The sequence below is a fragment of the Mesorhizobium sp. M0030 genome (genome assembly GCF_040323695.1).
Classification (GTDB): Bacteria; Pseudomonadota; Alphaproteobacteria; order Rhizobiales; family Rhizobiaceae; genus Mesorhizobium.
Genome location: NZ_JAMYVE010000001.1, coordinates 148,545 through 165,990, shown reverse-complemented (window position 1 = coordinate 165,990; position 17,446 = coordinate 148,545). Strand labels below are relative to the sequence as shown.

The following is a 17,446-nucleotide window of genomic DNA, read 5'->3' as shown; positions in this document are numbered from 1 at the left end:
CGACAGCCGGTCTGGTTCAGAAACGGCCGATCTTGCCGAAAGCGGTCGGGTCCATGCCGAGCCGGCGCAGATCGTTGGCGCGCGGCTTGCGGCCGGCTTCGACGGCCCGCGAGGCGGCAACGGCGCTGCCGAACAGGGCAAAGGCGTCGCCTATGGCGGAAAACACGGTACGGTTGCTCATTGTCTTGACCTTTCGCGCGCCACCGCGCGCTCATCTTTGATTTGTGCAGTGCAACATAGATAGGGATGTGAAATCCGGGATCACAGGGCCGTTACCGCATAGCCGGCATGCGCCGCGCGCAATCCTGCCAGCCGTCCCCGGCTGCACTCTGCCCGGCCCGTCAACAGACTTGAAACACCGGCCGGGATCGTTTATATCAGCCTCAAATTCTTGGTCGGTATGACGAAGAGTGGGTCCACCCGGTCCCGCTCTTTTTTATTACCTGCCGGTCAGCCATCAGCAAAGAGATGGTTCGGGACGACGATCATCCTGATCCAGAGAACGACAGGAACCGCATGACTGCAACGGCAAGCGAAGCCGACGACCGCATCATCCGCGAAAGCGGTATCGATGCGCGCATCGCGCTGATCGTTCAGCCGGTGTTGCGAGGCATTGGCTTCCGTCTCGTGCGGGTGCATCTGTCGGGCCAGAACGGCCTGACGCTGCAGATCATGGCCGAACGCGAAGACGGCACCATGACCGTCGAGGATTGCGAAGAGGTCAGCCGCGCTGTGTCGCCGGCGCTCGACGTCGATGACCCGATCGAAAAGGCCTATCATCTCGAAGTGTCGTCGCCGGGCATCGACCGGCCGCTGGTACGCAAGTCGGATTTCGTCACCTGGACCGGCCATCTTGTGAAGATGGAAACCTCGGTGCCGGTCGCCGACCGCAAGCGCTTCAAGGGCAAGATCGCCGAAGCCGGCGAAGACGACATGCTGCTCGAGCGCGACAAGGCCGCCTACGGCGAAGAGCCGACGGTTCGCATTCCTTATGACGCGATCGCCGATGTGCGGCTGATCCTCACCGACGACCTTATTCGCGATGCCCTTTCGAAGGACAACCGGGAACGCAAGGAAGCCAAGAAACGCCGCGGCGAAGCTGATGATGCACCCGAAGGTGCTGAAGGCGGCGCGGAAGACGAAATCGAACAGGAACTATGATGAGCGGCCGGGCCTAAAAGCTCGGCAACAAGCTCGGGAGAAATAAGATGGTTGTAAGCGCCAACAGACTTGAACTGCTGCAGATCGCCGACGCGGTGGCGCGTGAAAAGTCGATCGACAAGTCGATCGTCATTGCCGCCATGGCTGATGCGATCCAGAAGGCCGCGCGCTCGCGCTACGGCCAGGAAACCAACATCCGCGCCGACATCAACGCCAACACCGGCGAGATGAAGCTGCAGCGGCTGATGGAAGTGGTCGAGAAGGTCGACGACTACGCCACCCAGATCGCCATTTCCTCGGCCCGCGAGCGCAATCCGGACGCCCAGCTTGGCGACTTCATCGCCGAACAGCTGCCGCCAATGGATTTCGGCCGCATCGCCGCCCAGTCGGCCAAGCAGGTCATCGTGCAGAAAGTGCGCGAGGCCGAGCGCGACCGCCAGTATGACGAATACAAGGACCGCATCGGCGAGATCGTCAACGGCACCGTCAAGCGCGTCGAATATGGCAACGTCATCGTCGATCTCGGCCGTGGCGAGGCCATTATCCGCCGCGACGAGCTGATCCCGCGTGAAAACTACAAGTACGGCGACCGCGTCCGCGCCTATGTCTACGACGTGCGCCGCGAACAGCGCGGCCCGCAGATATTCCTGTCGCGCACCCATCCGCAGTTCATGGCCAAGCTCTTCACCATGGAAGTGCCGGAAATCTATGACGGCATCATCGAGATCAAGTCGGTCGCCCGCGACCCAGGCTCGCGCGCCAAGATCGCCGTCATTTCGCGTGACTCGTCGATCGATCCGGTCGGCGCCTGCGTCGGTATGCGCGGCAGCCGCGTCCAGGCCGTGGTCGGCGAATTGCAGGGCGAAAAGATCGACATCATTCCGTGGTCGCCTTCGGCCGCCTCCTTCATCGTCAACGCGCTGCAGCCGGCGGAAGTCGCCAAGGTCGTGCTCGACGAGGATGCCGAGCGCATCGAAGTGGTGGTTCCCGACGACCAGCTGTCGCTGGCCATCGGCCGTCGCGGCCAGAACGTGCGTCTTGCCTCGCAGCTCACCGGCTGGGACATCGACATCCTGACCGAGGCCGAGGAGTCCGAGCGCCGCCAGAAGGAATTCGTCGAACGCTCGTCGCTGTTCATGGAAGCCCTCGATGTCGACGAGATGGTCGGCCAGGTTTTGGCCTCCGAAGGCTTCACCAGCGTCGAGGAAGTTGCCTATGTCGATTCGGGCGAGATCGCCTCGATCGACGGTTTCGACGAAGACACCGCTTCGGAAATCCAGACCCGCGCCCGCGAATATCTGGAGAAGATCGAAGCCGAGCATGACGACAAGCGCAAGGCGCTGGGCGTCACCGACGAACTGCGCGAGATCCCTGGCGTCACCACCGCCATGATGGTGACGCTCGGCGAGGATGGCGTGAAGACGATCGAGGATTTCGCCGGCTATGCCGCCGACGACCTGACCGGCTGGAAGGAACGCAAGGACGGCGAGACCAAGGTATTCCCGGGTGTGCTCGCCAATCACGGCGTGTCGCGCGCCGACGCCGAGCAGATGGTTCTGGCAGCCCGCCTCAAGGCCGGCTGGATCACCGAAGACGAGCTTGCAGCCGAACAGGTCCCGGCTGACGAAGCCGTTGGTGCGTGAGGTGAAACCGCATCGCACACAACCCGCCCCAGGACGAGATGAACGATCGCACCTGCATCGTCACGCGCAAGCAAGCCGAGCCGGATGAGCTGATCCGTTTCGTCGTCGGCCCGGATTCGGCCGTCGTTCCTGACCTAAAGAGAAATCTGCCCGGCCGTGGTTGTTGGGTGAGCGCCGACCGCCTACATATCGACAAGGCGGCGGCGAAGAACCTGTTTGCCCGCGCCTTCAAGGCGCAGGTCGTCGTGCCGCCCGATCTCGGCGGCATGGTCGACGGACTGCTTGCACGATCCGCTTTGGGTATGCTCGGCCTTGCCCGCAAGGCTGGCTCGATCGCACTCGGCGCAACCAAGGTCGAGAGCGCGGTGCGCTCGGGGTTGGCGCTTTTCGTGCTCCACGCGACCGAGGCATCCGACGATGGCGTGCGCAAGATCAGTCAGGCGCGGCGGGCAACTGTCCACCTCGGCGGGCCGGCAGTCCTTGCCTACAAACTTTTCTCCGAGGCCGAGTTGAGCTTGGCATTGGGGGGTACAAATGTGATACATGCTGCCGTTCTCGCGGGAGACGCGGGCAAGGCGGTTGAGAGGCGCATGGTTGCGCTCGACCGATATCGGGGCGGAACCCCCGACGATCTGGCAATGCTTGCGGCCGTTGCTGACGAAGATGATGCTGCAGAGGATATGGAATGAGCGATACGAAATCGGGCGACGATAAGACGTTGAGTGTTACACCGAAGAAGACCTTGACGCTGAAGCGCCCCGGTACCGAGCAGAGCGTCGTGCGACAGAATTTCTCGCATGGCCGCACCAAGCAGGTCCAGGTCGAGATCAAGAAGCGCAAATTCTCCATGCCCGGCGACAAGCCGGAGCCGGTGGCTGCACCCGTATTTACGCCCAAGCCCGCGGTAGTGGCAGCCCCCGTCGTGCAGGAAGCGCCCAAGGCGCCGCCTCCGCCGCCCCCGGCCGAACGCGGCGGCATGGTGCTGAACGAACTGTCGCGCAATGAAATGGAAGCGCGCCGCAGGGCGCTCGAAGGCTCCAAGGTTCGCGACGTCGAGGACCGCCAACGCGCCATCGAAGAGGCCAAGCGCCGCAACGAGGATGAGGAACGCCGCAAGCGCGAGCGCGAGGAATCCGCGCGCCGTCAGGCCGAGGAAGAAGCCCGCCTGCAGACCGAGGCCGAGTCCCGCCGCCGCGCCGAGGAAGAAGCGCGCCGCCGCGCGCCGCAGGCTGCCGAGCTTGTGGCGTCGGACGATGAGGAAGAGGTCAAGCCGAAGCGCACCGCCGCCGGTGCCCCGGTACGCCGTCCGGTTACGCCCGAAGTGGCGCGCCCGGCCAAGCCGACCAAGGCCGAGGAAGACCGTCGTCGCGGCAAGCTGACCCTCAACACGGCTCTTTCCGACGAGGACGCGCGCGCCCGCTCGCTGTCGTCGATGCGTCGCCGCCAGGAAAAATTCAAGCGCGCGATGCATAATGAGCCGCGCGAGAAGGTTATGCGCGAAGTGATCCTGCCTGAAACCATCACCATCCAGGAACTGGCGCAGCGCATGTCCGAGCGCGCTGTCGATGTGGTCAAGTACTTCATGAAGCAGGGCCAGATCCTGAAGCCGGGCGACATCATCGACGCCGACACGGCCGAGCTGGTCGCCACAGAATTCGGCCACACGGTCCGCCGGGTCGCCGAGTCCGACATCGAGGAAGGCCTGTTCAACATTGCCGACAATGCCGAGGACCTGGTGTCGCGGCCGCCTGTCGTGACCATCATGGGCCATGTCGACCACGGCAAGACCTCGCTGCTCGACGCCATCCGCAATGCCAATGTCGTCTCCGGCGAAGCCGGCGGCATCACCCAGCATATCGGCGCCTACCAGGTCGAGAAGAACGGTCAGAAGATCACCTTCATCGACACGCCCGGTCACGCCGCCTTCACGGCGATGCGCGCCCGCGGCGCTCAGGCGACCGACATCGCCATCCTGGTGGTGGCGGCCGACGACAGCGTCATGCCGCAGACCATCGAATCGATCAGCCATGCCAAGGCGGCCGGCGTTCCGATCATCGTGGCGATCAACAAGATCGACAAGCATGATGCCGATCCGCAGAAGGTTCGGTCGGAACTGCTGCGCCATGAGGTGTTCGTCGAATCGATGGGCGGTGAAGTGCTGGACGTCGAAGTGTCGGCGACCAAGGGCACCAACCTCGACAAGCTGTTGGAAGCGATCCTGCTGCAGGCCGAAATCCTCGACCTCAAGGCCAATCCGGACCGTACCGCCGAAGGCGTGGTCATCGAAGCCCAGCTCGACAAGGGCCGTGGCCCCGTCGCCACCGTACTGGTGCAGACCGGCACTTTGATGCCGGGCGACATCCTCGTCGCCGGCAACGAATGGGGCCGGGTGCGCGCGCTGGTCAATGACCGTGGCGAGCAGATCAAGGAGGCTCCGCCGGCAATGCCGGTCGAGGTGCTTGGCCTGCAGGGCACGCCGCAAGCCGGCGACCGCTTCGCTGTCGTCAACAACGAGGCCCGCGCCCGTGAGATCACCGAATATCGCCAGCGTCTGGCGCGCGAGAAGGCAGTGGCTCGCCATGCCGGCCAGCGCGGCTCGCTCGAACAGATGATGTCGCAGCTGCAGACGAGCGGGTTGAAGGAATTCCCGCTGGTCATCAAGGGCGACGTGCAGGGTTCGATCGAGGCGATCAACGCCGCTCTCGACAAGCTTGGCACCGACGAGGTGCGTGCGCGCATCGTTCATGCCGGCGCCGGCGCCATCACCGAAAGCGACGTGTCGCTGGCGGAGACCTCGGGGGCCGCGATCATCGGCTTCAACGTCCGTGCCAACGTGCAGGCACGTGCGGCCGCGGCGGCCGCGGGCATCGAAATCCGCTACTACTCGATCATCTACAACCTCGTCGACGATGTGAAGGCAGCACTTTCCGGCCTGCTGTCGCCGGAACGCCGCGAGACCTTCATCGGTAATGCCGAGATCCTCGAGATCTTTGACATCACCAAGGTCGGCAAGATCGCCGGCTGCCGTGTCACCGAAGGCAAGGTCGAACGTGGAGCGGGCGTGCGCCTGATCCGCGACAACGTCGTCATCCACGAAGGTACGCTGAAGACCCTCAAGCGCTTCAAGGATGAAGTCGCGGAAGTTCCGGGCGGCCAGGAGTGCGGCATGGCTTTCCAGAACTACGAGGACATGCGCGTCGGCGACATCATCGAGTGCTTCCGCGTCGAGATGGTGACCCGGACGCTCTGAGTTCGTATACTGTCGATACGACCGGGCGGTGGTCGAAAGACCGCCGCCCTAACTTTAATGCCTGTCGCCCAAAAGTGCGGGATAAACGACATGCATAGAACAAATATGAGACATGGCGGCACGGTCCCATCCCGCGCCTCACGCTTTCCGGATTGAGAAAAATGCCCCGTCCAACCGCCTCCAGCCCATCCCAGCGCATGCTTCGCGTCGCCGAACAGGTGCGCCATGCGCTGTCGGAAACCTTGCAGCGCGGCGAGATTATCGACCCGCTGATCGAGAACACCGTGGTTTCGGTCTCGGAAGTGCGCATGTCCACTGATCTGAGGGTCGCAACGGCCTTCGTTTCGCCGCTTGGCGCCAAGGACACGGGTGCGGTCATCGACGCGCTCAACAAGCATGCGAAGTTCGTCCGTGGCCGCGTCTCCGGCGCGCTCCGCCAGATGAAGTTCATGCCGGAGTTCCGCTTCAAGCTCGATACGTCCTTCGACAATTTCGCCAGGATCAACGATTTGCTGAAATCGCCCGAAGTCGCGCGAGACTTGGGTGCCGATGGCGAAGACAACGACAAGGACGAGAAATAGTGGGGCGCCGCGGCAAGAAGAAGGGCCGGCCGATCTCCGGCTGGGTGGTGCTGGATAAGCCGGTTGGCATGGGTTCGACCGAAGCCGTCTCCAAGATCAAATGGCTTTTCCAGGCCGAAAAGGCCGGCCATGCCGGCACACTCGACCCGCTGGCCTCTGGCATGCTGCCGATCGCGCTGGGCGAGGCAACCAAGACCGTGCCTTATGTGCAGGACGGCGCCAAAATCTACCGGTTCACCGTCGCTTGGGGCGAGGAGCGTTCGACCGACGATCTCGAAGGCCCGGTGACGCAAAGTTCCGACCGCCGTCCGGCGCAAGAAGATGTCAGGGCGCTGCTGCCGAACTACACCGGCGTCATCATGCAGACACCGCCGCAATTCTCGGCCATCAAGATATCAGGCGAACGCGCCTACGATCTCGCTCGTGGGGGCGAGACAGTCGACATCCCCGCGCGCGAGATTGAGATCGGCCGTCTGGACATCGTCGAGCACGCTGCCGGCCACACCTTGTTCGAGGTCGAATGCGGCAAAGGCACCTATGTTCGCTCGCTGGCCCGCGACATGGGCCGCGACCTCGGCTGCTTCGGCCACATCGCCGAATTGCGCCGGGTCGAGGTCGAGCCGTTCACCCAGGAGGATTTCGTCACCCTCGCCGAACTGGAAGTCGCCCGTTTCGGCGAACAGCGCGAAGCTGACGGAGAGGGCGACGCCGATGTTGCCGACGCGCCGATCGACTTTGGCGCCATCGATGCGCTGCTTGTCGACACGGCCGCCGCGCTCGACTGCCTGCCCCAGATCGCCATCAGCGACGAAGCGGCGACCAAGATCCGCCTTGGCAATCCCGTCATCATCCGCGGCCGCGACGCGCCCGTGGAAGCCGAGGAAGCCTGCGCCACCGCGCGCGGCAAGCTTGTCGCCATCGGTGCCATCGAGCAAGGCATGTTCAAGCCGAAGCGGGTCTTTGCCGGCTGACCACTCTCGTCTAGTCTTACGTCGACGTCACATCCGAGGGGCACATGGCAAAGGCTGAGGCGGTGAAGAAGCGGGCGCCGGTGACAACGCGCCGGCCGCCGGTTGGCGCCTCGCCCGGCACGCTGATCGCCGATCCGGCGGCGCGACGGTCCGAGCTGCGGCTGACGCTGATTTCGCCTGAAAAATTCAAGACCATCAACGATGCCAGCATCGACGATCTCAACACCCATTGCGACAACTGGCCGGTCGTCTGGTTGGACTGCACCGGTCTCGCCAACATCCAGCTGATCGAGGAGATCGGCCGGATCTTCAACCTGCATCCACTGGCTCTGGAAGATGTCGTCAACACCGGCCAGCGGCCGAAGGTCGACTTCTTCGAGGACCACGCCTTCGTCGTCATGCGCATGATCGACGACGTCAAGGTGCATCGCTATGAGCAGATCGCGGTGTTCTTCGGCAAGAAATTCGTCGTCACCTTCCAGGAGCGCGAAGGCGATCCGTTCGACCCCGTACGCAAGCGCATCGCGGCAGCGTTGCCCAACCGCTTGCGGATGCGCGGCGCCGACTATCTGGCCTATGCGCTCATCGACTCCATCGTCGACAGCTATTTCCCGCCGATTGAGGCCGCTAGCGAGGAGGTCGATGGCATCGAGGACGAGATGCTCAACACGCCTCACAAGCATCAGATGCGCCAGCTGCACGAATTGCGGCGCGACGCCAATGTGCTCAAGGGCGTGCTGTGGCCGATGCGCGACGCGCTGGCGACGCTGATCCGCAACGACGTGCCCTATGTGAAGCCGGAGACGAAAATCTTCTTCAACGACACGCTCGACCACGCATTGCGGCTGATCGAGCTGGTCGAGAACCAGCGTGATATGCTGACCGGCTTGATCGAAATGCATTTGTCGCTGAGCCAGGCGCGCACCAACGACGTCATCTCTTATCTCACCATCGTCTCGGTGATTTTCATGCCGCTAACCTTCCTGGTCGGTATCTGGGGGATGAATTTCGATCCCGAGAGCTCGCCGTGGAACATGCCGGAACTGAAAGCCTACTATGGCTACCCGGCTTCGCTGCTGTTCATGCTGGCCGTTGCTGTCGGGCTGATCGTCTTCTTCAAAAGCAAGAAGTGGCTGTAAGCTTCAGGTATCAGGGGGATCCTGGATTCCTGAGCAAAGGGCTGCGACGAGCCGGCTTTATGAATGGGCTGGTGTTTTCCAGGGAATTGCCTTATATGCGCCGCAGCATCGCGCCATGTCGCTTTGCTTGCACCGGCCCCTGCTGGACGACATCCCGGCTGAGGGCGACCCGTTTCCTCAAACAGATAAGGAAAAACACGATGTCGATTACTGCCGAGCGCAAACAGGAATTGATGGGTGAATTCGCAACCGCCAAGGGCGATACCGGGTCTCCGGAAGTCCAGGTGGCCATCCTTTCCGAGCGCATCAAGAACCTGACCGACCACTTCAAGGACCACAAGAAGGATAACCATTCCCGCCGTGGTCTGCTCGCTCTCGTCTCCCAGCGCCGCAGCCTGCTTGATTATCTCAAGCGCAAGGATGACGCGCGCTATCAGACGTTGATCGAGAAGCTCGGTCTGCGCCGTTGACGAATTGACCGGCGGGCTTTCGAAGGAGAGCCCGCCGGTCGCGCATTCTGCCAGTCGCATCGATTGGCCAGACCCGGTTTCGAGCGTGCAGAGGCCACTCGAAACCGCCCATGGACGGTCATGGGGCAGGATTGCAGGACGCTCGTGCGCTAACCAGCGCCGAATCTACCCGAGCTTCCCGTTGTCTTGCCCGTGGCTGCCCGAGAAAGGAAGCCAGGGAAAGGGCATCCGCGCACCGTGAAACGGCGCGGCCCTTTCCGCTTACTAAGGACAAGATATGTTCAACTACCACAAAGTGGAAATCGAATGGGGCGGCCGTCCGCTCATCCTGGAAACCGGCAAGATCGCACGTCAGGCTGACGGCGCGGTGCTTGCGACCTATGGCGAAACCAAGGTTCTCGCCACCGTCGTTTCGATGAAGGAGCCGAAGCCAGGCCTCGATTTCTTCCCGCTGACCGTCAACTACCAGGAAAAGACCTACGCCGCCGGCAAGATCCCGGGCGGCTACTTCAAGCGCGAGGGACGTCCGAGCGAAAAGGAAACGCTGGTTTCCCGCCTGATCGACCGCCCGATCCGCCCGCTCTTCGCCGACGGCTACAAGAACGACACCCAGATCGTCGTCACCGTCGTCCAGCATGACCTCGAGAACGATCCCGATATCCTGTCGATCGTCGCCACCTCGGCCGCTTTGACGCTGTCGGGCGTTCCCTTCATGGGCCCGATCGGCGGCGCTCGCGTCGGCTACATCAACGGCGAATACGTGCTCAACCCGCATGTCGACGAGATGCAGGAATCCAGGCTCGACCTCATTGTCGCCGGCACCGCCGACGCCGTGCTGATGGTCGAGTCCGAAGCCAAGGAACTCGGCGAAGAGCTGATGCTCGGCGCCGTCATGTTCGGCCACAGGGGCTTCCAGCCGGTGATCGACGCCATCATCAAGCTGGCCGAAGTTGCCGCCAAGGAGCCGCGCGATTTCACAGCGCCGGACTACTCCGCGCTTGAAGCCGAAATGCTGAAGATCGTCGGCGACGAGCTCAGCAATGCCTACAAGAACGTCGATAAGCAGAAGCGTTACGCCGCCGTCGACGCCGTCAAGGCGAAGGTCAAGGCAGCGTTCGCTCCGGCCGAAGGCGAAGACGCCAAGTACACCTCCGAGCAGATCGGTTCGGTGTTCAAGGAACTCCAGGCCAAGGTCGTGCGCTGGAACATCCTCGACACCGGTTCGCGCATCGATGGCCGTGACCTCAAGACTGTCCGCAAGATCGTCTCGGAAGTCGGCGTCCTGCCGCGCACGCACGGTTCGGCGCTGTTCACCCGCGGCGAGACCCAGGCGCTGGTCGTTGCCACGCTGGGTACCGGCGAGGACGAGCAGTATGTCGATTCGCTGACCGGCATGTACAAGGAGAAGTTCCTCCTTCACTACAACTTCCCTCCCTACTCCGTCGGCGAGACCGGCCGCATGGGTTCGCCGGGCCGCCGCGAAATCGGCCACGGCAAGCTCGCCTGGCGCGCTATCCGTCCGATGCTGCCGAGCGCGGACCAGTTCCCCTACACGCTGCGCGTCGTCTCGGAGATCACCGAGTCCAACGGTTCGTCGTCGATGGCCACCGTCTGCGGCACATCGCTGGCGCTGATGGATGCCGGCGTTCCGCTGGCCAAGCCGGTTGCTGGTATCGCGATGGGCCTGATCAAGGAAGGCGAGCGCTTCGCGGTTCTGTCCGACATCCTGGGTGACGAAGATCACCTCGGCGACATGGACTTCAAGGTTGCCGGTACCGAAGGCGGCATCACCTCGCTGCAGATGGACATCAAGATCGAGGGCATCACCGAGGAGATCATGAAGATCGCGCTGGACCAGGCCAAGGACGGCCGCCAGCATATCCTCAGCGAGATGGCGCATGCTCTGACCGGCGCCCGCCCCGAACTCGGTGAGTTCGCACCGCGCATCGAGGTCATGCACATCCCGACCGACAAGATCCGCGACGTGATCGGCTCCGGCGGCAAGGTTATCCGTGAGATCGTCGAGAAGACCGGCGCCAAGATCAACATCGAGGACGACGGCACGGTCAAGATCGCTTCGTCGAACGCCAAGGAGATCGAGGCGGCCAAGAAGTGGATCCATACCATCGTCGCCGAGCCGGAAGTCGGCGAAATCTACGAAGGCACGGTCGTCAAGACCGCCGACTTCGGCGCTTTCGTCAACTTCTTCGGTCCGCGTGACGGCCTCGTCCACATCTCGCAGCTTGCCAACGACCGGGTCGCCAAGACCTCGGACGTCGTCAAGGAAGGCGACAAGGTCTGGGTCAAGCTGATGGGCTTCGACGAGCGCGGCAAGGTCCGCCTGTCGATGAAGGTCGTCGACCAGGCCACCGGCAAGGAAATCGCCCGCGACAAGAAGGCCGAAGGCGAAGAAAACGCCGCCTGAGTGGTCTGACAATAGAGTTGAACGGGCGCGGCTTATGTCGCGCCCGTTTTCGTTTAATACCCGTCTACGACATGAGAATCGAAGAATGGCCGCTGAGCCGCTGAAGACACTGTTCCATCCCTTCGAGGCCGAGGGGCTCCCTCTGCCGCAAAAGGGCGAGCGTGTGTTGTTCCTGGGTGCGGAGCCCGGCTTCCGCTTGCCGGAAGGCTTCGAGGCAGAGCTCCATCTTGCACAGGGTTTCCGGCCGCATCTCCGAGCGCTGGAGCGTGCCGGTCACAAGGTAACGCCCCGCTCGGAAGGCGATGCATTCGATGCAGCGCTCGTGCTTGCCGGCCGCCATCGTGGGCTAAACGAGATGCGTATTGCCGAGGCGATCGAACGCGTCACGCCGGGCGGTCTGATCATTGTCGCCGGCGGTAAGGACGAAGGCATCGCCAGCCTGCGCAAGCGCATCGACGAGCTTGTCCCCATCGAAGGGCATCTGCCGAAATATCACGGCATCGCCTTCTGGCTTCGCCGTCCGGTCGATCTGGCGCCTGCGGAAAAACTGCGCGTCGCCAATCCTGCCTTGGTCGTAGAGGACCGCTTCCGCACTGCGCCGGGCATGTTCTCCTTCGACCGGATCGACGCCGGCTCGAAACTTCTGGTCGACAACCTGCCCAAAGACCTGCGCGGCAACATTGCTGATTTCTGCGCCGGCTGGGGTTATGTCGCCGCCGAGGTCGCGGCACGTTCATCCGGTATAACGGGGCTCGACCTTTACGAAGCGGATTTCGACGCGCTTGAGGCGGCCAAGGGCAATATCGGCCAGACAGGCTTCGAGCCCGGCTTCTTTTGGACCGATCTGCTGAGCGAGCCGGTCGAGCGGCGCTATGATGCCATCGTCATGAACCCGCCCTTCCATCGCAGCCGGGCGGCCGAGCCGGAAATCGGCGCCGGCATGATCCAGGCGGCGGGCAAGGCGCTGAAGCCGGGCGGGCGGCTGTTCATGGTGGCGAACCGTCAGCTGCCTTACGAACCGGTTCTGAAGGCCGTCTTCTCCAGCCATGCCGAGCTCGCCCGCGACGGCATGTTCAAGGTTTTCTCCGCGCGCCGATAGGACGGTGCCGGTCGCCTCAATGCATGCTGACGATGCGCGCCGGCTCGTGGACGGGAATGGTCGGTCTGATATCGCCAGGCTTGATCTTGAGCGGCGCCGGCCTGCCGAACAGATAGCCTTGCACCATCTCGCAACCAGCTGCTCGCAAAAGCGTCGCCTGGTTCTCGGTCTCGACGCCTTCGGCGATGATGCCGACGCCGAGCGCCCGCGACAGGCCGACGATGGTAGAGACGACGGCGCCCGAATTGGAATCGGTGTCGATGCGGCTGACGAACGAGCGGTCGATCTTCAGCTTGCCGAAGGCGAAGTCGATCAGGTAGCTGAGATTGGAATAGCCGGTGCCGAAATCGTCGACGGCCACCGAAATGCCCATGTCGGCAAGCTGCTGCAGGATGATGGCGGCGCGGTCGCGGTCCTGCATCATCGCCGTCTCGGTCACTTCGAGCTCCAGCCGCGACGGCTTGATGCCGGTGCTGGCCATCGTGTCGCGCACGATACCGACGAAATCCTTGGTCCTGAACTGGACCGGCGAGATGTTGACGGCAACGAAGCAGTCCTCGGGCAAATGACGGGCATCGCTGCAGGCCTTGTTCAGCACCCAATTGCCGATCGGGTGGATCATGCCGGTCTCTTCGGCGATAGGAATGAATTCCATCGGCGGGATCATGCCGCGTTCCGGGTGCTTCCAGCGGATCAGCGCCTCGTAGCCGACGACACGGCCGGTCGGCAGGTCGAGCTGCGGCTGGTAATGAAGGTCGAAATCGCCACGGTCGAAGGCGATGTGCAGTTCGGATTCGATCCAGTGGCGGTAGTCGGCGACCTGGCCCATGTCGGAATGGAAGACCGACCAGTTGCCCACGCCGCCGGCGCGGGCATTCTGCAGCGCCAGGTTGGAGCGGCGCAGGATGAGGACCGGATCGACGCCATCCTTTGGCATCGCCACGATGCCGACCGACAGGCCGACCGACTGCAGGTGGGAATCGAGCTGGTACGGCTTCAGCATCTCCTCGATCATGGTTTCGACGGTGCTTTCCATGGACCTTTGGAGTTGGTGTTCCCAGACAAGGATAGCGAACTCGCCGGCGCCGATGCGCCCCATGACCGCGCCTTCGGGCATGCAGGCCTTCAACCGCTTGGTGAAGCCGCGGATCAGTTCGTCGCCATGGCTGTAGCCGATGGCGTCGTTGATCTGCTTGAAGCGGTCGATGTCGATGTCGATGAGGAACACCGGCTCACCGGTCCTGATCGTCGCGGACGCCGCGTCGGCAATCCTGCCGACCATCGCCGGCCGCGCAAAAAGCCCGGTCAGCTTGTCGAAATGGGTTTCGTTGAAAACGTAGTCCACCGATTCATCGACGCCGGCGAAGAAGGACAAGGCAGCACCGGCGGCGGCCAGCGCGCATAGCGCCGACGCGATGCCGATCATAGTTTCCGCCTGCATGCCGGCAAAGCCGTCCCCGAAACCATGCCGGAGGCCCCAAAGCCCAAGGATGAAACTGCCAAGGCCCGAACTGGCGACGGTGAGCAGCCGGAACACAGGTGTTCGCTTCGGGTTGCTGACAGCAGGCATTGCTCAGTCCCTGTCGCATGATCCCGAAATCAACTCGACTTCGGGAAATATCAAGCGCAAATTCATAAAGGCTAAAGCATCCTTTGCGCCCAGCAAGAACGCGCAGAGCCCAAGCCCATAGGACTTCTAGCGGATATCTCCTTAAAATGAGTTTCCGCCGATGCATCTAATTTTACTGGTGAGTTAATCGCGTACGCTGTCGGTCTGCTTCAACTCATCCAGGGTTGGCATCGACACGATGTGATAGCCGGAATCCACATAATGGATTTCGCCGGTGACGCCTGACGAGAGGTCGGACAAAAGATAGAGCGCCGAGCCGCCGACCTCGTCGATGGTCACCGTGCGGCGCAGCGGCGAGTTGCGCTGCTGGTAGGAGTACATGTGGCGGGCGTCCGAGATTCCGGCGCCGGCCAAAGTACGCACCGGTCCCGCCGATATGCCGTTCACCCGGATGCCGCGCGGGCCATAATCGTTGGCGAGATAGCGCACGCTGGCTTCCAGCCCGGCCTTGGCGACGCCCATGACGTTGTAGTTCGGCATGACGCGGACAGAGCCGGCATAGGTCAGCGTGATCATCGCGCCGCCTTCGCTCATCAGCGGGGCGGCATGGCGGGCGACCTCGGTGAAGGAGTAGCAGGAGATGACCATGGTGCGGACGAAATTGTCGCGGCTGGTGTCGGCGTAGAGCCCTTTGAGCTCGTTCTTGTCGGAAAAGCCGATGGCGTGGACGACGAAGTCGAGCCCGCCCCATTCCTTGCCGAGCGTCTCGAAGGTGGCGGCGACCGATGCGCTGTCCTCGACGTCACAGGGCACCACCAGAGACGCGCCAAGCTTCTCGGCAAGCGGCTTGACGCGGCGCCCGAATGCGTCGCCCTGATAGGTGAAGGCAAGCTCCGCTCCGTGTTCGGACAATTTCCTGGCGATGCCCCAGGCGATCGAATGATCGTTGGCGACGCCCATGACAAGCCCGCGCTTGCCCTTCATCAGTCCGTCCATGGCCGGCAATCCCCCTACAAAAAAAACGCTGGCCTTATGCGGAATAGCGCTGGAAAATCAGCGTTGCGTTGGTGCCACCGAAGCCGAACGAGTTGGACAAAACCGTGTCGATCCTGGCGTCGTCGATGCGCTTGCGCACGATCGGCATGCCCTCGAATTCGGGATCGAGGTTTTCGATATGGGCGCTCTCGCCGATGAAGCCGCCTTGCATCATCAGGATCGAGTAGATCGATTCCTGTACGCCGGCGGCACCCAGCGAATGGCCGGTCAGCGACTTGGTCGAGGTGATGAACGGCATCGTGTCGCCGAACACCTCTCGGATGGCGCCCATTTCCCGGGAATCGCCGACCGGCGTCGAGGTGCCGTGGGTGTTGATGTAGTCGACCGGCGTGGACACCGTCGCCAGAGCCTGGCGCATGCAGCGCACCGCGCCTTCGCCCGACGGCGCCACCATGTCGTAACCGTCCGACGTTGCGCCATAGCCGACGATCTCAGCGTAGATCTTGGCGCCGCGCGCCTTGGCGTGTTCGAGCTCCTCCAGGATGAGGACGCCCGCGCCGCCCGCGATGACGAAGCCATCGCGATTGGCGTCATACGCGCGGGAAGCTGTCGGCGCACGATCGTTATACTTCGACGACATCGCGCCCATGGCATCGAACAGGTCCGACATCGTCCAGTCGAGGTCTTCATGGCCGCCGGCAAACATCACATCCTGCTTGCCCCACTGGATCAGTTCGTAGGCGTTGCCGATGCAATGCGCCGAGGTCGAGCAGGCCGACGAGATCGAATAGTTGACGCCGTGGATCTTGAACCAGGTGGCGAGCGTCGCCGACGCGGTCGACGACATCGCCTTCGGCACCGCGAACGGACCGATGCGCTTGGGGCTGTTGTTCTTGAGCGTGGTCTCGGCCGCCTCGACGATGGTGCGGGTCGAGGGGCCACCCGAGCCCATGACAATGCCGGTGCGCTCATTGGTGATGTCGCTTTCGCCAAGCCCGGCGTCGGCGATCGCCTGGTCCATCGCGACATGGTTCCAGGCCGCGCCCTGGCTCAGGAAGCGCATGGCACGCCGGTCGATCATAGGGGTCGGGTCGAGCGTCGGCGCGCCCCAGACCTGGCAGCGGAAGCCGTGTTCGGCGAAGGAATCGGAGAAGCTGATGCCTGATTTGGCATCGTGGAGCGAGGATTGCACCTCGTTGGCGTTGTTGCCGATCGACGATACGATGCCGAGGCCTGTGACGACGACCCTTCTCATTCGCAACTCCTTCCAGCGGATGATCCCGAAACCCTAGTCGGTTTTCGCCGGCGATCATACGCAAAACCAAAATGCCGCAGCGTCGTTGCGCGTCCGGGAACGCCCTGCTGCAGTGGCGCCGGTCAGGCGGCCGATTGCTTGGACAGCCCCACTTTGAGGTCTGTCGCCGCGTATATGGGTTCGCCGTCGGCTTTAAGCCAGCCATCGGCGATGCCGAGAACCAGGCGTCCGCGCATGACGCGCTTGAAATCGATGCCGTATTCCACTTTCTTGACCGAAGGCGTCACCATCCCCTTGAACTTCACTTCGCCGGTCGACAGCGCCATGCCCTTGCCCGGCTCGCCGAGCCAGCCGAGGTAGAAACCCGTCAATTGCCACATGGCGTCGAGGCCCAGGCACCCCGGCATGATCGGATTGCCGATGAAATGGCAGGCGAAAAACCACAGGTCCGGCTTGATGTCGAATTCGGCGCGGATGAAGCCCTTGTCGTGGGCGCCGCCGGTCTCGCTGATCTCGGTGATGCGGTCGAACATCAGCATCGGCGGATAGGGCAGCTGGGCGTTGCCGGGCCCAAACAGCTCGCCGCGGGCGCAGGCAAGCAATTCCTCATAACCGTAGCTGGATTTCGAACCCGCCATATGTCTCGTCCCCATAATGTCCCGGGCGGTGGGGCGCCCTTGTCGTTGGTTTCCTAACACAATCCCTTTCGGTCCGGAAACCAGCGTTTGCGCTTAACCCGCCCGTCTGCCCGGGTCAATGCGCGCTCTCGCATCGGCCCGAAATCGATCTCGATTCCGGAAAGCACGATGCGACGCCAAAAAAGCGATAGAGCGCACTTAGTGCGTCCAACTGGACGCACGTCGCTCTATTGATCGTATTCCGCCAA

General features: G+C 62.8%; 15 protein-coding genes. 10 read left to right on the top strand and 5 right to left on the bottom strand.

Features of this window, described 5'->3' with window-relative positions; genetic code table 11:
- Window positions 1-16: 16 nt before the first annotated feature.
- The gene (locus NKJ80_RS00785) at window positions 17-181 is read right to left on the bottom strand and encodes a hypothetical protein (protein WP_023669553.1); all 165 of its coding nucleotides are present in this window, start codon (window positions 179-181) and stop codon (window positions 17-19) included.
- A 335-nt stretch (window positions 182-516) separates the two neighbouring features.
- Between NKJ80_RS00785 and rimP the strand changes: the two genes are divergently transcribed.
- From rimP to NKJ80_RS00735, 10 genes are all read left to right on the top strand, one after another.
- Entirely contained in the window at window positions 517-1,161 is a 645-nt protein-coding gene (gene rimP, locus NKJ80_RS00780; RefSeq protein WP_023669554.1) for a ribosome maturation factor RimP, read from the top strand.
- A 47-nt stretch (window positions 1,162-1,208) separates the two neighbouring features.
- Window positions 1,209-2,804, top strand: coding sequence for a transcription termination factor NusA (nusA, locus tag NKJ80_RS00775; RefSeq protein ID WP_023669555.1), 1,596 nt, complete (start codon window positions 1,209-1,211; stop codon window positions 2,802-2,804).
- 38 nt (window positions 2,805-2,842) lie between these two features.
- Window positions 2,843-3,493: an RNA-binding protein gene (locus NKJ80_RS00770; RefSeq protein ID WP_023669556.1), complete on the top strand. Its 651-nt coding sequence runs from the start codon at window positions 2,843-2,845 to the stop codon at window positions 3,491-3,493.
- Window positions 3,490-6,054 (top strand): translation initiation factor IF-2, encoded by a 2,565-nt coding sequence (gene infB, locus NKJ80_RS00765; protein WP_023669557.1) that lies wholly within the window; start codon window positions 3,490-3,492, stop codon window positions 6,052-6,054. The genes NKJ80_RS00770 and infB overlap by 4 nt, the downstream gene beginning before the upstream one ends.
- Window positions 6,055-6,215: 161 nt before the next feature.
- On the top strand, window positions 6,216-6,635 hold the full coding sequence (gene rbfA / locus NKJ80_RS00760; RefSeq protein ID WP_023669558.1) for a 30S ribosome-binding factor RbfA: 420 nt from the start codon (window positions 6,216-6,218) through the stop codon (window positions 6,633-6,635).
- Entirely contained in the window at window positions 6,635-7,606 is a 972-nt protein-coding gene (truB, locus tag NKJ80_RS00755) for a tRNA pseudouridine(55) synthase TruB (RefSeq protein WP_352496875.1), read from the top strand. Before rbfA ends, truB begins: the two co-directional genes overlap by 1 nt.
- A gap of 44 nt (window positions 7,607-7,650) precedes the next feature.
- Complete coding sequence (gene corA / locus NKJ80_RS00750) at window positions 7,651-8,745, top strand: magnesium/cobalt transporter CorA (protein WP_023682006.1); 1,095 nt, start codon at window positions 7,651-7,653, stop codon at window positions 8,743-8,745.
- Between the two features lie 95 nt (window positions 8,746-8,840).
- Complete coding sequence (gene rpsO / locus NKJ80_RS00745; protein WP_280790898.1) at window positions 8,841-9,215, top strand: 30S ribosomal protein S15; 375 nt, start codon at window positions 8,841-8,843, stop codon at window positions 9,213-9,215.
- A 277-nt stretch (window positions 9,216-9,492) separates the two neighbouring features.
- Complete coding sequence (pnp, locus tag NKJ80_RS00740; RefSeq protein ID WP_023682005.1) at window positions 9,493-11,640, top strand: polyribonucleotide nucleotidyltransferase; 2,148 nt, start codon at window positions 9,493-9,495, stop codon at window positions 11,638-11,640.
- 85 nt (window positions 11,641-11,725) lie between these two features.
- A complete protein-coding gene (locus NKJ80_RS00735; protein WP_023715304.1) occupies window positions 11,726-12,739 on the top strand; it encodes a class I SAM-dependent methyltransferase in 1,014 nt (337 codons plus the stop codon).
- 16 nt (window positions 12,740-12,755) lie between these two features.
- On the opposite strand, the gene NKJ80_RS00730 is transcribed toward NKJ80_RS00735, so the two are convergent.
- The 4 genes from NKJ80_RS00730 to fabA form a co-directional block, all read right to left on the bottom strand.
- A complete protein-coding gene (locus NKJ80_RS00730) occupies window positions 12,756-14,309 on the bottom strand; it encodes a putative bifunctional diguanylate cyclase/phosphodiesterase (protein ID WP_023688736.1) in 1,554 nt (517 codons plus the stop codon).
- 183 nt (window positions 14,310-14,492) lie between these two features.
- Window positions 14,493-15,305 (bottom strand): enoyl-ACP reductase FabI, encoded by an 813-nt coding sequence (gene fabI, locus NKJ80_RS00725; RefSeq protein ID WP_023669564.1) that lies wholly within the window; start codon window positions 15,303-15,305, stop codon window positions 14,493-14,495.
- A gap of 34 nt (window positions 15,306-15,339) precedes the next feature.
- A complete protein-coding gene (fabB, locus tag NKJ80_RS00720) occupies window positions 15,340-16,560 on the bottom strand; it encodes a beta-ketoacyl-ACP synthase I (RefSeq protein ID WP_023696728.1) in 1,221 nt (406 codons plus the stop codon).
- A 122-nt stretch (window positions 16,561-16,682) separates the two neighbouring features.
- Window positions 16,683-17,198: a 3-hydroxyacyl-[acyl-carrier-protein] dehydratase FabA gene (gene fabA / locus NKJ80_RS00715; RefSeq protein ID WP_023669566.1), complete on the bottom strand. Its 516-nt coding sequence runs from the start codon at window positions 17,196-17,198 to the stop codon at window positions 16,683-16,685.
- Between the last annotated feature and the right edge of the window lie 248 nt (window positions 17,199-17,446).

Coding starts and splice junctions, on each gene's coding strand:
- NKJ80_RS00785 (WP_023669553.1), bottom strand. CDS start 181: ATGAGCAACCGTACCGTGTTTTCCGCCATAGGCGACGCCTTTGCCCTG.
- rimP (WP_023669554.1), top strand. CDS start 517: ATGACTGCAACGGCAAGCGAAGCCGACGACCGCATCATCCGCGAAAGC.
- nusA (WP_023669555.1), top strand. CDS start 1,209: ATGGTTGTAAGCGCCAACAGACTTGAACTGCTGCAGATCGCCGACGCG.
- NKJ80_RS00770 (WP_023669556.1), top strand. CDS start 2,843: ATGAACGATCGCACCTGCATCGTCACGCGCAAGCAAGCCGAGCCGGAT.
- infB (WP_023669557.1), top strand. CDS start 3,490: ATGAGCGATACGAAATCGGGCGACGATAAGACGTTGAGTGTTACACCG.
- rbfA (WP_023669558.1), top strand. CDS start 6,216: ATGCCCCGTCCAACCGCCTCCAGCCCATCCCAGCGCATGCTTCGCGTC.
- corA (WP_023682006.1), top strand. CDS start 7,651: ATGGCAAAGGCTGAGGCGGTGAAGAAGCGGGCGCCGGTGACAACGCGC.
- rpsO (WP_280790898.1), top strand. CDS start 8,841: ATGCGCCGCAGCATCGCGCCATGTCGCTTTGCTTGCACCGGCCCCTGC.
- pnp (WP_023682005.1), top strand. CDS start 9,493: ATGTTCAACTACCACAAAGTGGAAATCGAATGGGGCGGCCGTCCGCTC.
- NKJ80_RS00735 (WP_023715304.1), top strand. CDS start 11,726: ATGGCCGCTGAGCCGCTGAAGACACTGTTCCATCCCTTCGAGGCCGAG.
- NKJ80_RS00730 (WP_023688736.1), bottom strand. CDS start 14,309: ATGCCTGCTGTCAGCAACCCGAAGCGAACACCTGTGTTCCGGCTGCTC.
- fabI (WP_023669564.1), bottom strand. CDS start 15,305: ATGGACGGACTGATGAAGGGCAAGCGCGGGCTTGTCATGGGCGTCGCC.
- fabB (WP_023696728.1), bottom strand. CDS start 16,560: ATGAGAAGGGTCGTCGTCACAGGCCTCGGCATCGTATCGTCGATCGGC.
- fabA (WP_023669566.1), bottom strand. CDS start 17,198: ATGGCGGGTTCGAAATCCAGCTACGGTTATGAGGAATTGCTTGCCTGC.